The organism is Protofrankia sp. CiP1_Cm_nod2, from assembly GCF_920664355.1.
Lineage (GTDB): Bacteria > Actinomycetota > Actinomycetes > Frankiales > Frankiaceae > Protofrankia.
The window spans coordinates 1-13,747 of record NZ_CAKKTL010000098.1; the positions used below are offsets into that span (position 1 = coordinate 1).

Annotated in this window: 8 protein-coding genes; 1 reads left to right on the forward strand and 7 read right to left on the reverse strand. The window is 70.9% G+C overall.

The genetic code is table 11. From position 1 onward, the window contains the following. Positions 1-428: 428 nt before the first annotated feature. Together NBW84_RS12730 and corA are read right to left on the reverse strand one after the other, a co-directional pair. Positions 429-803 carry a hypothetical protein gene (locus NBW84_RS12730; RefSeq protein WP_250284835.1) on the reverse strand — a complete coding sequence of 125 codons (375 nt, stop codon included), beginning with the start codon at positions 801-803 and terminating at the stop codon, positions 429-431. 433 nt (positions 804-1,236) lie between these two features. Next, positions 1,237-2,421 (reverse strand): magnesium/cobalt transporter CorA, encoded by a 1,185-nt coding sequence (gene corA / locus NBW84_RS12735; RefSeq protein WP_250284836.1) that lies wholly within the window; start codon positions 2,419-2,421, stop codon positions 1,237-1,239. 558 nt (positions 2,422-2,979) lie between these two features. Here corA and NBW84_RS12740 point away from each other — a divergent pair. After that, positions 2,980-3,741, forward strand: coding sequence for a hemerythrin domain-containing protein (locus tag NBW84_RS12740; RefSeq protein ID WP_250284839.1), 762 nt, complete (start codon positions 2,980-2,982; stop codon positions 3,739-3,741). A gap of 136 nt (positions 3,742-3,877) precedes the next feature. Here the strand turns inward: NBW84_RS12740 and NBW84_RS12745 are convergent, their stop codons facing one another. The 5 genes from NBW84_RS12745 to NBW84_RS12765 form a co-directional block, all read right to left on the reverse strand. Further along, positions 3,878-4,882, reverse strand: a complete 1,005-nt coding sequence (locus NBW84_RS12745) for a beta-ketoacyl-ACP synthase III (protein WP_250284840.1) — start codon at positions 4,880-4,882, stop codon at positions 3,878-3,880. Positions 4,883-5,351: 469 nt separating this feature from the next. Beyond that, the gene (locus tag NBW84_RS12750) at positions 5,352-6,587 is read right to left on the reverse strand and encodes a DNA polymerase III subunit delta' (RefSeq protein ID WP_250284841.1); all 1,236 of its coding nucleotides are present in this window, start codon (positions 6,585-6,587) and stop codon (positions 5,352-5,354) included. A 141-nt stretch (positions 6,588-6,728) separates the two neighbouring features. Continuing rightward, complete coding sequence (gene tmk, locus NBW84_RS12755; protein ID WP_250284842.1) at positions 6,729-9,305, reverse strand: dTMP kinase; 2,577 nt, start codon at positions 9,303-9,305, stop codon at positions 6,729-6,731. Next, the gene (gene topA / locus NBW84_RS12760) at positions 9,305-12,415 is read right to left on the reverse strand and encodes a type I DNA topoisomerase (RefSeq protein WP_250284843.1); all 3,111 of its coding nucleotides are present in this window, start codon (positions 12,413-12,415) and stop codon (positions 9,305-9,307) included. Before topA ends, tmk begins: the two co-directional genes overlap by 1 nt. A gap of 536 nt (positions 12,416-12,951) precedes the next feature. Beyond that, positions 12,952-13,747 (reverse strand): sodium/proton-translocating pyrophosphatase (locus NBW84_RS12765; protein WP_250284844.1); only part of this gene is annotated, 796 nt, incomplete at its 5' end.

Genomic DNA, 13,747 nt, shown 5'->3' on the forward strand with positions numbered 1-13,747 from the left:
CTCTCCCCCCATCTAGCGGCTCCCCCCATCTAGCGGCTCCCCCCATCTAGCGGCTCCCCCCATCTAGCGGCTCCCCCCATCTAGCGGCTCCCCCCATCTAGCGCCTTTGGCGCGAGATGGGGCCCCTGCCTCTGGGGTGGGCCGTCGGGAGTGGCTTCGGGATCATCTTCGCGATGATCCCGAAGGGGGCGGTTGGTTGGGCTGTGGGCTGCTGTGGGAATGTTGGTGGCTTTTGGGATGAATTGTAGGGAAAGGGTAGTTTCGGGGTTGTTTTGATGATGATTTTTAGGGGGCTGTGCATGCGAGGGCCTGCTCGCCGTGGGCGCCTGGGCTTCGGGGTGATCCTGTGAAGGACGTGGCTGGTCGGGGCGGGTGTGTGTCGCGTGATACCGGCGTCGCGGCGTGGGTCCGCCCGGCGGGTGGGTGACCTACGGCTGGCGGGTGCGGGGGGGTGGCCGGCGGGAGAGCAGGCCGGAGGTCTGCAGGACCCGGAGTTCGATCGCGAGTTCGTGGACCTCCGGCGGCAGCGACCGATGGTTGGCGGCCAGAGCGATCAGGGCGGTCTGTGTCCGGTCGGCGAGGCTGTCCAGGGCGCGCTGGTGCGTACGCATCTGGGCGCGCTCGTCCTGGAGCACGCGCAGGGTCTCCTCCTGCCAGCGCCGGGCACGCATCAGGTCCTCGCTGGCGCTCGCGGCCTGCTGTTCGGCGTCCTCCAGGCGTCCGAGCAGATGGTCCAGCTGTTCCAGCCTCGTTGCAAGTTCCGCGACGAGATCATTGCGGACGGTGTTCAGCGATGGGGTCATCAGGCCGCGCCGTCCTCGTCGTGGATATGAGGGACGGCGGCGCGCTGGCTGCCGGCGCCAGAGGTATGGCCAGGGATGAGGAGCCGACGGCTGCCGCCGAGCGAGGATCGGGAGAACCGCGTAGGGAACGGCCTCCTGTGAAAGCCCGACACGATCCATTACGGTAGCTGACAGCGTGGTCCTCGTGAATCCCGTTGGGGAGGTCATGCCATGGGACAATCGGTACAATACGATCAAATCGTACAATTGGCCGTATGGTCATCCTGGCGCGACCGGCCTGCTATGACTGGCCTGCTATGACTGGCCTGCTATGACTGGCCTGCTATGGCCGGCCCAGTATGACCGTCGATCCGTACGGGTGGTGATTCGTCGCCGGGGCCGGCGAGTGGCGGGGCCGTTCTGATCCGCGCGGCCGGGGTTCGGCAGGCTCGGTTCAGAGCCAGCCGTTCCGTTTGAACGCCCGGTACAGGAAAAAACAGACCGTCACCATCAGGCAGAGGACCGCCGGGTATCCCCAGACCTGGCGCAGTTCGGGCATGTGCTCGAAGTTCATGCCGTAGATACCGGCTATCGCGGTGGGCACCGCGGCGATGGCGACCCAGGCGCTGATACGGCGCATGTCCTCGTTCTGTGCGATGGTGACCTGGGTCAGGGTCGCCTGAAGTATCGAGGAGAGCAGTTCGTCGAACCGGGCGATTCGTGCGGTGACCTCCTCAAGATGGTCGGCGACATCCCGGAAGTACGCCCGGATTCGCGGGTCGATCCCGGTGACGCCGGGCTCGGCCAGCATGCGCAGCGGTGCGTACAGCGGCGTCACGGCGTGCTTGAACTCGAGCACTTCCCGTTTGAGCTGGTAGACCTTGCCGGTGTCGGGCCGCAGCGACCGCTGGAAGACCGACGCCTCGATGGCGTCGATGTCGACCTCTATTTTTTCGGTGACGGCCAGGTAGTCGTCGACGATCTGGTCGCAGATGGCGTGCAGGACGGCCGACGGCCCGTGCCGGAGCACCTGCGGCTGCGTCTCCAGCCTGCTGCGCAGGCTCTGGAGCCCGCCGTGTTCGCCGTGCCGTACGGTGACGACGAAGTCACGGCCGAGGAAGACCATGACCTCCCCGGTGTGCACGATCTCCGATGTCGCCGTCAGCTCCTCGTGATCCACATAGCAGACGGTCTTGAGGACGACGAAAAGCGTCTCCGCGTACTGTTCCATCTTCGGGCGCTGGTGCGCGTTGACGGCATCCTCGACCGCGAGCGGATGCAGCCCGTACACGTCGGCGATGGCGGTCAGCTCGGCCGCGGTCGGCTGGTAGAGGCCGAGCCAGACGAAGCTGTTGCGCTGTTCGCGGGCCGCCCGTAGCGCGTCGACATGGTCGACGGGGCGCGGGTCACGATAGCCGTCCCGGTAGACCTGGCAGGCGACCACCCGTCCCGAGGGAGCCGGGAAAGCTTCCTGATGCCGCCGGCGTCCTTTCGGGTACAGCCGAACCAGGGAGACCCGCCTGGTCACGGCTTCCGCCAGCCAGGCGGTCGTGGTCCCGCGGTCGGCGGGGCCGTGGGGGAGAAGGTGATGCCCGGCATGACGGTCGTCGGAATCGTCACCGAATTTCCGGTCGGTCACATTCGGCTCCTCCTGTCCTCCGGTGCCGGTCATACCGGGGTCCGGACGCTGTCGCGGGCCGCGCGGCCGGGGATGCCGGTGGTGGTGCCGGCGCGGAGGTTTCTGTCACCAGACATGGTCATTTGATTTCTTCCTGCTGGACGTTGTGCCGTCCGGGCGGCCGAAGCCCAGCGGCCCCGTGGACGCTACCGGGGGTACCCGCTGCCTGTCCGGATCATTGTCACAAGTCCGCGCCACCCACCCTGCTACGTCCACCACCGGTGTATCCGATGTGTCCGGCCGGGTATGGGCCATCCTCGTGAACACGGCTTGACCAGTGGACATGATGCGCCGATTCTGGTGTTTCCGGCTCATGAGCCGGCAGGCACGAGGTCGGCGGGCGGTTCGGCCGACCCGGGGGCCGACAGCGGCGCGATCATCTTTTCGCGTCCGGGTTCCTCCCGGATCGGCGACGCCGGGAAGGCCTGGTTTCCGGGGTGTTAGGGGGCGGCGATGACGACCGCGACAGGTTCGGGAGGAGCCCGGACGGGGGACCCGGCGGGAGCCCGGACGGGGAAAATGGGGAAAGAAGCCGGGCTCGACGAGCGGGCCCAGCCGACGGCATCCCTGCTCCGCCTGGTCAGGGCCGCCCATGGGCATGTCGATGACCTTGTCGCTCTGACGTTCTCCGCCGTGGCGGCCCCGGGGGACCCCAGGCGTCCGCTGCGGGCGGCCGACACGGCGGTCGCGGCGATCAGCGCTCACATGTACGCGGTGCAGACCGCCGTCTACCCGGCGGCACGCCGGCACCTTCCGCCGGAGGGCCAGGCGCGGGCCACCGGTCTGCGCCTGGTTGCGCGGGAAACCGAGTCGGTGACACGTGGTATTTCCCAGCATATTCAGGGTGACGTGCACCGGCCGAACGAGTCGATGCGGACGTTGTGCGAACGTCTCGCCGAGCTCGCGGAACGGCATGTGGCTCTCGAGGAGCCCATGCTCGCCGAGCTGGACGAGGCGCTGTCCGAGCAGGAGCGGCGCCGGGCGGTGGCCATGTTCGAACGGTCGGTGCGGCGGGCGCCCACCCGCTCGCATCCGCATCTTCCCCGGACGACCGGCATCGGCGGCCTGATGCTGCGGGCCGCGGGAAGCTGGGATCATGTCCTGGACGCCATGGACGCGCGCGTCGCCGCGGAGACCCCGCCGCGAGCGCCGGTACCCGTGGGGCTGTGGGGCTGGTATCTGCTCGGCCGCCCCGCTCCCGCGCCCCAGCCCGGGCACGCGGCGAGCGGCGGGCGGGGGAACGGCCAGCGGGATGTGGCCCGACCGAAAGGCGGGCGATAGTTCTTGCCGCACGCCGGAGGGTTCACGAGCCGATATACCGGAAGGGCCCGCGGCAGATGTTGTCGGGTGCTCTTCCGGCGCTCATTTCGGATCGTACCTCTGACTGGTGTGGCGGGCGGTGTGCCCGGAAAGGTGCTCAGGGGAGCTGGACGACCTGGGCGGCGTAGACCAGGCCCGCGCCGAAACCTATGAGCAGCGCGAGGCCACCGGACGGTACCTGGCCGCTGGCGAGAATTTCGTCCATCGCGAGCGGAACAGATGCCCCGGAGGTGTTCCCGTGTACTTCGATGTCCCGGGCGACGGTCACCGTCCCGGGCAGGGCGAGCACTCTGCACAACACGTTGATGATGCGGATGTTGGCCTGGTGCGGAATGAACGCGGCGAGATCGTCCGCCGTGACGCCGGCCTCGTCGAGCGCCGCCCGCGCGACGGGCGCCATCTGCCAGGACGCCCAGCGGAAGACCCGCTGGCCCGCCATCCGCATCGTCGGCCAGGGCAGTTCGGGGTTGTCACGCCAGTCCAGATAGGAGCGGTCGTGCGCGATGACGTCCCGGGCGGAGGGATCCGACCCCCACACCACCGGCCCGATGCCCGGCGTCTCGGACGGCCCGACGACAATCGCTCCGGCACCGTCCCCGAACAGGAAAGCGGTGCCCCGGTCATGCGGATCGACGATGTCCGACATGCGCTCGGCGCCTATTACCAGCACATGCCGGGCGCTGCCGGCGAGCACCATGTCGCTGGCGATCGCGAGCCCATGACAGAAACCGGCACAGGCCGCCGATATGTCGAATGCCGTGGCCTTCTCGGCGCCGATCCTGGCGGCCACGTCCGTGGCTACCGATGGCGACTGGGTGACATGGGACATTGTCGCGACCAGGATGCATCCGACATCGGCGATCTCGACACCGGCGCTGGCCAGCGCCTTGCCGGCGGCTGTCGCGGCCATCGCCCCGAGGGATTCCTCGGCGGTCGCGAACCGGCGGCTGCGAATACCGGAGCGGGATTCGATCCACTCGGGTGTGGAGTCCAGCCGTTGGCAGATGTCGGCGTTCGACACCACTGTCATCGGGCGATAGGCACCGACGCCGAGAATACGGCTCCCGGCCGGCCCGGTTCGTTTCCGAATGATTCCGCTCATCGCCGCTCTTCCCGTTCCCCCGTGGGAGATGACTGCTCAGACGATCGCCGTTCTTGGTGGGATGCTTTCCGTGGGGCTGGCCCTCGGGAGCCGCCGGGCCGGTAATCCGGCTGGTCCGGCGGCATCGTCACGGCCGGCCGGGCCGTCTGATGTGGCGGCAACGATCATTTTTTGACGAACACGTGACAACTATGTGTCGAACTCCGCCGGCCATCGCTCTGTCATCCAGTTTCTTTGCCGCTACTCTCTGTTCCAATGCATCTGTGGTGTCGTTTCGGGCATCGTATCGTACCGGCCTGTTGGCGAGGATCGGATGCGACCGCGAGGTGAAACGATGTATCGGATCATTGATACATCGGATCATCCGTAGAGTGAGGGGGGAATCACAAATCGGGTCGCGAGCCGCGGACGGGGCCTATCCGGCCGGAAAACACATGATCGCCACACTTGGTGATCATGTGCTGTCGGCTCAGCCGGCGCGCAGCGCGAGGGTGAGAGCCTCGACCGTCAGCAGCGGCACCAGCCCGGGGTTGTCGGCCAGCCGGCGGCGGCATCCCAGGACGGCTTCCAGCCGGCGCAGCGTCTGCTCGGGGGTAGAGCCCCGGGCCAGCCGCGCGGCCAGCTCATGATGATCGGGATGAATGGCGTCCACCGGCGCGCCGAGCTGTAGGACGAGCACGTCCCGATACCAGCCGGCGAGGTCGACCAGCGCCCGGTCGAGGGAGTCCAGCACCGTCCGCCGGCCGCGGCTTTTCTGCGTCTTCTCCAGCTCCTTGAGCGCGCCGGCGGCTCCCCGGACCGTCATCGCCCGGCCTTTCGCGCCCGGCCTGACCGCCCTGGAACGCTTCGCGGTGCTGCCGGCGGATGTCGCGCCGACACCGAGCGCGGTCTTCAGCGCCTCGGCCTCGGCCTCGTCGCGGATGCTGTTCGCCGCGTCGGCGTCCGCGTTCGCCGCGTTCACCAGGTCCGCCGCGGCGCCGAGGCAGTCACCCGTCCGGCGCAGGCGGGCAGGGATGCGCAGCACCTCGGCCCGCCGGGCCCGAGCCGCCTCGTCGGTCGCGAGCAGGCGGGCCCGGTCGAGATCCCCCTGGCTCGCCGCGGCGGCGAGCCGCGCGGACGCGTCCTCGACACCCTCGAGGGCCAGCGCGACGGCGACGTCCGACGGCCGGGGCAGCCGCAGCGCGACCACCCGGCAGCGGGACCGGATGGTCGGCAGCACGTCGTCCACCGATGGCGCGCACAACAGGAACACCGACCGCTGCGCGGGCTCCTCCAAGGCTTTGAGCAGGGCGTTCGCCGCCTGGTCGGTGAGCCGGTCGGCGTCTTCCAGCAGCAGGATCCGCCAGCGGCCCGAGGTCGGCGCGCTGGCCGCGTCCCGCACCAGCTCCCGGACGTCCTTCACGCCGAGGGACAGGCCCTCCGGGCGGACCGTGCGCAGGTCGGCGGCGGTGTCGGTCAGCACCGTGTGGCATCCCGCGCACTCACCGCATCCGGGGTGGCTGCTCTCGCAGTTCAGCGCGGCGGCGAACGCCCGCGCCGCCGTTGTACGGCCGGCGCCGGTGGGGCCGGTGAACAGCCACGAGTGGGTCATGGCGGTGCGGGCCGCGGCCAGCCCACCGGTATCGGCCGCTCCGGGCGCTCCGGCCGCCGCGGAGAGGGTCTCGATGACCGGCACCTGGCCGACCAGGACGTCCCACACGCTCACCGCGCCATTGTCCGCTCGGCCCGCCACACCACCAACGCTGGGTCGACACCGGGGCGCGGCAGCGGCAGGGCAGCCGGGAAGCGGCGAGGGACGGGAAGCGGCGACGGAGCGGTGGCGAAGAGTGCGCGTAGTGGTGCTGGATCACCTTGACGATTGTCCGGAGGCCGTGGGCAGGCTGTCCGCTGCCCAGGCCGCCGCGGGATCGTCCGTCACGGGATCGTCCGCCGCGTCGGTGGTCTCGGTCCCGGCTCCAGGCGCTGGTGCGTCGCTCTTCTCCGTCTCCCCTGCCGGATCGCCCGGATCGGCGTGATCGGCGGAATCGGCGGAATCAGCCGGGTCGGCGGGCCCGGCCGGGCTGGCTGAGCTGGCCGGGCCCGGTGCCGGCGAGACCGCGGCGCTGTCCGGGGACGCGCGCGTGGGCGTGGGACGGCCAGGTGGCGTGGGACGCACGGGTGCCGCGGTGGGCGGTTCCTCGGACGCGGTGCCGGACGCGGTGCCGGACGCGGTGCCGGACGCGGCCTGTGGACGGGGGAGGCCCGGGGTGCTGTCCTCGCCCCGGCGCAGATATCCGGTGACGACGTTACGGATCTGGTTGTGCACGGTGTCCGGCGGGTGGTCCGCGTCGAGGACGGCGTACCGGTCCGGCGCGTGCTCGGCGAGCTGGCGGAAGCCGTCCCGGACGCGTTCGTGGAACGACAGCTTCTCGGCCTCGATCCGGTCGACACCGGCCGCCGAGCCGTTTCCGCCGCTCCCAGCGGCCCGGGCCCGGACCCGGGTGAGCCCGGTGCCCGCGGGGACGTCGAGCAGGATCGTGACGTCCGGGAGCAGCGACCGGGTGGCCCACCGCGACAGCATGGCGATGTCGTCCGCGCCGAGCTGGCGCCCGGCGCCCTGGTAGGCGATGGAGGAGTCGATGAACCGGTCGGTGACGACGACCGCGCCGCGGGCCAGCGCGGGCTCGATCACCCGGGAGACGTGCTCGGCGCGGTCCGCGGCGTACAGCAGCGCCTCGGTGCGGGGGTGCAGCCGCGCGGCCGGGTCCAGCAGCAGCTCCCGCAGCTTCACACCCAGCGCCGTCCCGCCGGGCTCCCGGGTGACGACGACCTCGCGGCCGGACGACGCCAGCCACGATCGCAGCCGCTCCACCTGGGTGGACTTGCCGGAGCCCTCACCGCCCTCGACGGCGATGAACAGGCCGGCGTGGCGGGGCCGCTCCGGCGTGGCGCGCCGCCCCAGCAGGGCGTTCCACAGCTCCGGCAGGACCGCGACACCCTTGCGCTCGTCCATCTGCCGGTAGGCGAACAGGCCGACGGCCACCGCGAGCAGACCGCCGCCGAGCAGGACGATCGTGACGCCGTCGGTGCGTACGCGCAGGTGGCCCCACAGATCGAGGTGATGCGAGCCGATGAGCCCGACCAGCCCGGGCGCCACGGCCAGCACCAGGAGCAGGTCGATGCGGACCAGGGACTGGACCAGCGCGAAGGTCCGTCCGCGCAGCTCGTCGCTCACCCCTGCCTGCAGCAGCGTGTAACCGGTGACCCAGGCGATCCCGGCGAACGCGCCCACGAGCACGACCAGGATGCAGGCCAGCACGAGGTTGGGGACGATGGAGACCAGCAGCATGGTCACGCCGGCGGCGGTGACGCTCAGGCCGAACAGGCGGGAGCGGCTGTAGTCGCCGAGCAGCCGCGGCCCGAGCGCCATGCCGGCGGCGAGCCCGACGAACACCGCGCCGAACAGGACACCGTAGGCGGAGTCCCCGCCGCCGAGAAGCTGGACGTAGAGCCGGCCGAGCGCCACCACGCACCCCGCGCCGGCGAAACCGCCGAGAATCCCGACGACCAGGCCGCGGACCATCCTGTCCCGGCTGACGAACCGCAGGCCCTCGGTGATCGACGACCACAGGCCCGGGTTCGCCCCGGCGTCGAGGCGGTCGGCCCGGCCGATGCCGCGCAGCCCGAAGATCACAGCTGCTGACACCAGGAACGTCCCGGCGTTGAAGTACAGCGCGAGATCGAGCGGGGAGGTCCTGAAGAACGACACGCTGGAGCTGAGCGTGCGCGACAGGGTGGCCAGCAGCGAGAAGACCGCGGCGGCCAGCGGCGCCGAACCGTACGTGGTGATCAGGCTCAGGGTGTTCGCCGTGGCGAGCCGCTGCACGGGCACCAGGTTTGGCACGCTGGCGTCCTTGGCCGGGTTCCAGAACAGGCTGACGCACTCGATCAGCAGGGACGCGATCAGCAGCCACGCCAGCGTCCCGGCCAGGGGGATGGAGACGAACAGCCCGAACCGCAGGACGTCCGCGACGACCATCGTCAGCCTGCGGTCGAGCCGGTCGGCGACGACCCCGGCGAGCGGCCCGAAGACCAGCGCCGGCAGCAGCCGGACGATCAGGACGGAGCCGATCGCGTACGCCTTCCCCGAGAAGCCGGCCTGCAGGGAGCTGGCCAGCGCGGTCGTGGCGAGCAGGCCCATCCAGTCGCCGAGGCTGGACAGCGTCAGCGCCAGCCACAGCCGCCGGAACTGCGGTATCCGCAGGACCGCGCGGATGTCTCCCTGGGTACCGCGGTGGGGGTCGGCGGAGCCGGCCGGTGGTGACGGGACCGTCGCGACCGGTGGTCGGCTGGGGGGCCGGCTGGACCACGCCCGCCCGCCCGCCGACGCCGTCGAGGCCGGTGGCCGCGGCGGGTCGTGGGCGCCATCCGGCGGAAGGCCCATCAGCCCGTCCGTCGTGGGCGTGGCGACGAGGTGCCCGGCGTGCCGCCGTCCGTCCCCGTCCCCGTGGCCGTCCCTGTCCCCGTGGCCGTCCCTGTCCCCGTGGCCGGCTGCGCGGCCGTCTTTCTGGCCGTCGTCTTCTTGGCCGTGGACTGCCTGGTGGTCTTGGTGGTCTTGGCGGCCGTGGCCTGCTTGGCCGGCTGCGCCGCCCGCCGCCTGGGCGTGGCCGGGCCGCGGGCCCGCTTCTCCGCGAGCATCTCGGCCGCCCGTTCCGCGGTGAGGGACGCGACGTCGTCGCCCTTGCGCAGGCTCGCGTTGGTCGTGCCGTCGGTGACGTAGGGCCCGAAGCGGCCCTCCCGCAGCACCATGGGGGCGCCCGTGGCGGGATCAGGGCCGAGCTCACGCAGCGGCGGGGTCTCAGCGGCCCGCCGGCGGCCCCGCGTCTTGGGCTGCGCGATCAGCGCCAGCGCCTCGTCCAGCGTCACCGTGAACAGCCGCTCCTCCGACTCCAGCGAGCGGCTTTCCGAGCCCTTCTTGACGTAGGGCCCGTACCGGCCGTTCTGGGCCGTCACCTCCTCCCCATCCTCGGCGGCTCCCAGCGACCGGGGAAGGGTGAGCAGTTTCAGGGCGTCGGCGAGGGTGAGGGCCTCCGGTGTCATCGTGCCCAGCAGGCTCGCCCGGCGCGGCGGATCGTCGTCGGTCGACACGTACGGGCCGAAACGCCCCACCTTGAGGGTGACCGTCGCGCCGCTGTCCGGGTCGGTGCCCAGCGACCGTTCCTCGCTGGGCGCGCCGACCAGCGCCAGCGCCCTGTCCACGGTGAGCTCGTCGGGCGGCAGGTCCTCCGGGACGCTCGCCCGCTCGTCACCGTGCTGGACGTACGGGCCATAGCGGCCGACCCGGATCACCACGGGCTGGTCGTCCGGCGCCACCCCCAGCGGGATCGAGTTGACCTCGCGGGCGTCGATCTCGCCGAGCCGCTCGTTGACCAGGTGCTTGAGCCCGCCGGCGCGGGCGACCCCGCCCTCCTGGCCGGCGTCCGAGCCGAAGTAGAACCGGGTGAGCCAGTCGATCGACGCCGCCGTGCCCGCGGCGATGTCGTCCAGGTCGTCCTCCATCGACGCGGTGAACCGGTAGTCGACCAGCCGCCCGAAGTGCTCCTCGAGGAGGCCGACCACGGCGAACGCGACGAAGCTGGGGATCAGCGCGCTGCCCTTCTTCCACACGTACCCGCGGGCCTGGATCGTCCCGATGATCGACGCATACGTGGACGGGCGGCCGATGCCGAGCTCCTCCAGCGTCTTGACCAGGCTCGCCTCGGTGAAGCGCGGCGGCGGGCTGGTGGTGTGCCCGCGCGGGTTGAGCTCCCGGGTGGTCAGGGTGTCGCCCTCGCGGACGTCCGGCAGCCGCCGCTCCCGGTCGTCCAGCTCGGCGTCGGGGTCGTCCGCGCCCTCGACGTAGGCGCGCAGGAAGCCGGGGAAGGTGATCACCTTCCCCGAGGCCGAGAACTCGGTGTCCTCCCCGGCGCTGGAGACACCGCCGATCCGGATGGTCGCGGACGTGCCGCGGGCGTCGGCCATCTGGCTGGCGACCGTGCGCCGCCAGATCAGCTCGTACAGGCGGTAGCCGTCGGCGTCGGACAACGCCTCGCGTACCTCGCCCGGGGTGCGGAACTGCTCCCCGGCCGGGCGGATCGCCTCGTGCGCCTCCTGGGCGTTCTTGACCTTCTTCGTGTAGACGCGGGGGCGGTCGGGGACGTACTCGGCCCCGTAGAGGGCGCGGGCCTGCTCACGGGCGGCGGCGAGCGCGGTCTCGGACAGGTTCGTCGAGTCCGTCCGCATATAGGTGATATAGCCGTTCTCGTACAGCTTCTGCGCCACCTGCATCGTCCGCTGGCTGGAGAAGTGCAGCTTGCGGCTGGCCTCCTGCTGCAGGGTGGAGGTCATGAACGGCGCGTAGGGGGAGCGGCGGTACGGCTTGGTCTCCACCGAGCGCACCGCGAACGCGGTGTCGGCGAGCCGGCCGGCCAGGGCGTGCGCGGCCTCCTCGTCGAGCCGGACGACGTCGGCGGAGGTGAGCTGCCCCGAGGAGCCGAAGTCGCGCCCGGTGGCCAGCCGCCGGCCGTCGAGCGCGACCAGGTTCGCCGGCAGCGGCGTGGCGTCGGCCCGGCCGGCGACACCGTCGCCGCTGGTGCCGCTGGTGCCGGCACCGCTGGCGTCCCGGCGGGTCAGCAGGCCGAAGACGCCTTCGATGTTCCAGTACTCGGCCGAGGAGAAACGCATCCGGGCGCGTTCGCGCTCCACCAGGATGCGGGTCGCCACGCTCTGTACTCGGCCCGCCGACAGCTTCGGCATGACCTTCTTCCACAGCACGGGGCTGACCTCGTAGCCGTAGAGCCGGTCGAGGATGCGCCGGGTCTCCTGCGCGTCGACAAGGTGCTCGTCGATCTCACGGGTGTTGTCCACCGCCCGCCGGATCGCCTGCTCGGTGATCTCGTGGAAGACCATCCGCTTCACCGGCACCGTCGGCTTCAGCGTCTGCAGCAGGTGCCAGGCGATGGCCTCGCCCTCGCGGTCCTCGTCTGTTGCCAGGTAGAGCTCGCTGGCTTCCTTCGCCAGCGCCTTGAGCTTGCTGACCTGGGACTTCTTGTCGGGCGTGACCACGTAGAGCGGCTTGAAGCCGTTGTCGACGTCCACCCCGAGACGGGCCCACGGCTTGCCCTTGTGGGCGTCGGGGACGTCGGCGGCGCTCTGCGGCAGGTCCCGGATGTGTCCGATGCTGGACTCGACCCGCCAGCCGGAGCCGAGATACCCGGCGATGGTCTTCGCCTTGGCCGGCGACTCGACGATCACGAGCCGGACGCCGGTGCCGCTCGCGGCCGGCGATGACGTACCGGCACGGCTACCGCGAGTGGCGGCGCGCGTGGTACGTACGGCGCGCTCGCGGGACACGGCGCCATTGCCAGCCGTGATGCCGGCCGTGTTGCCGGCCGTGATGGCGTCCGTATCGGGCCCGGCAGCGATGTCGCCGGCCGCGGGCTCGACGACCGGCGACGATGACCCGGCGCTCGACCGGCGCGTCTCGCTGTTTGTCGACTTCGTGCGCGGGGGCACTTCTCTCCTCGTTGCAGGGGGCAGTTCGGTTTCGGCGTTGCGGCCTGCGTGCGTTGCAGCCTGTATATGTTTGCAGCCCGTATATCCCGTATATGTTGCGCCCGGTGTGGGCTGTGGCGTGCGTGGCGGGTGGTTAACGGTGCGGATGAGCCTGCCGCCGGTGCGAGAACCCCCTCCCGGGGCACCCGTCACGGCGCGCCTCGGGCGGCGGTCCTCCTGCCGACAGTAGGTCGGCGCGTACCGGTGTGTCAGCTCCCGGTCCGCGATCCACCCGGTGTCCGCTCGCGGACACCGGAGCAGACCGTACGCCGTGCCGCGCCCGCGGGTGCACCCGTACCCGGCCGGCCGGAGCCGAGAGAAGCTTCTGCGCCTCCAGTTGATTGCTCTGTGTAGCTGGCATCGTGTCGGCGTCGCCGCGCCGCTGGGGTCGTGTCACCGACATGTCACTGGTATCGAGTCTCCGATGGCGGCATGGCTGACACGGACGTCATCGACGGCCGGTGGCGCCGGTGGATGGCCCGTCATCGGCGGCGCTGTCACACGCCGGCCTTCGTCCTGCCGGCCGGGCGCTGCTCGGCTACCGGGGGCGCGACGGTGAGCGCGGAAGCTCGCCGCCTGGAGTAGACGATCACGGCGACGATCGCCGCGACGGCCACCAGTGCTATCGCTATCCGTAGCGGCGTGTTTTCGTCGTCACCGACCGAGTACTTCACCACCGAAGGCGCGATCAAGAGGCTGACCAGGTTCATCACCTTGATCAAAGGGTTGATCGACGGCCCGGCGGTGTCCTTGAAGGGGTCACCGACGGTGTCCCCGATGACGGTCGCCGCATGCGTGTCCGACCCTTTGCCGCCGTAGTTGCCGTCCTCGACGAGCTTCTTCGCGTTGTCCCAGGCGCCACCGGAGTTGGCGAGGAAGACCGCCATGAGGACGCCGCCGGCGATCGCCCCGGCAAGGTAGGCACCCAGCGGCGGGTAGCCCAGCCCGAAACCGACCGCGATCGGGGCGAGCACCGCCAGCGTCCCCGGGGTGATCAGTTCTCGCAGTGAGTCACGGGTGCAGATGTCGACGACGGCACCGTAGTCGGGCCGTTCCGTCCCGTCCATGATGCCGGGCTTCGTCCGGAACTGGTTGCGCACCTCGAGCACGACCCGGCCGGCGGTACGCCCAACCGCGTTGATCGCGAGCCCGGAGAACAGGAACACGACCGCGGCGCCGATGACCAGCCCGACCAGGGCGTCGGGATAGGCGATGTCGAGTGTGCGGGACAACGCCACGGTCCGGCCGGCGTCGACGAGCGCTTCGTTCACGGTGTCCGTGAACGACCCGAAC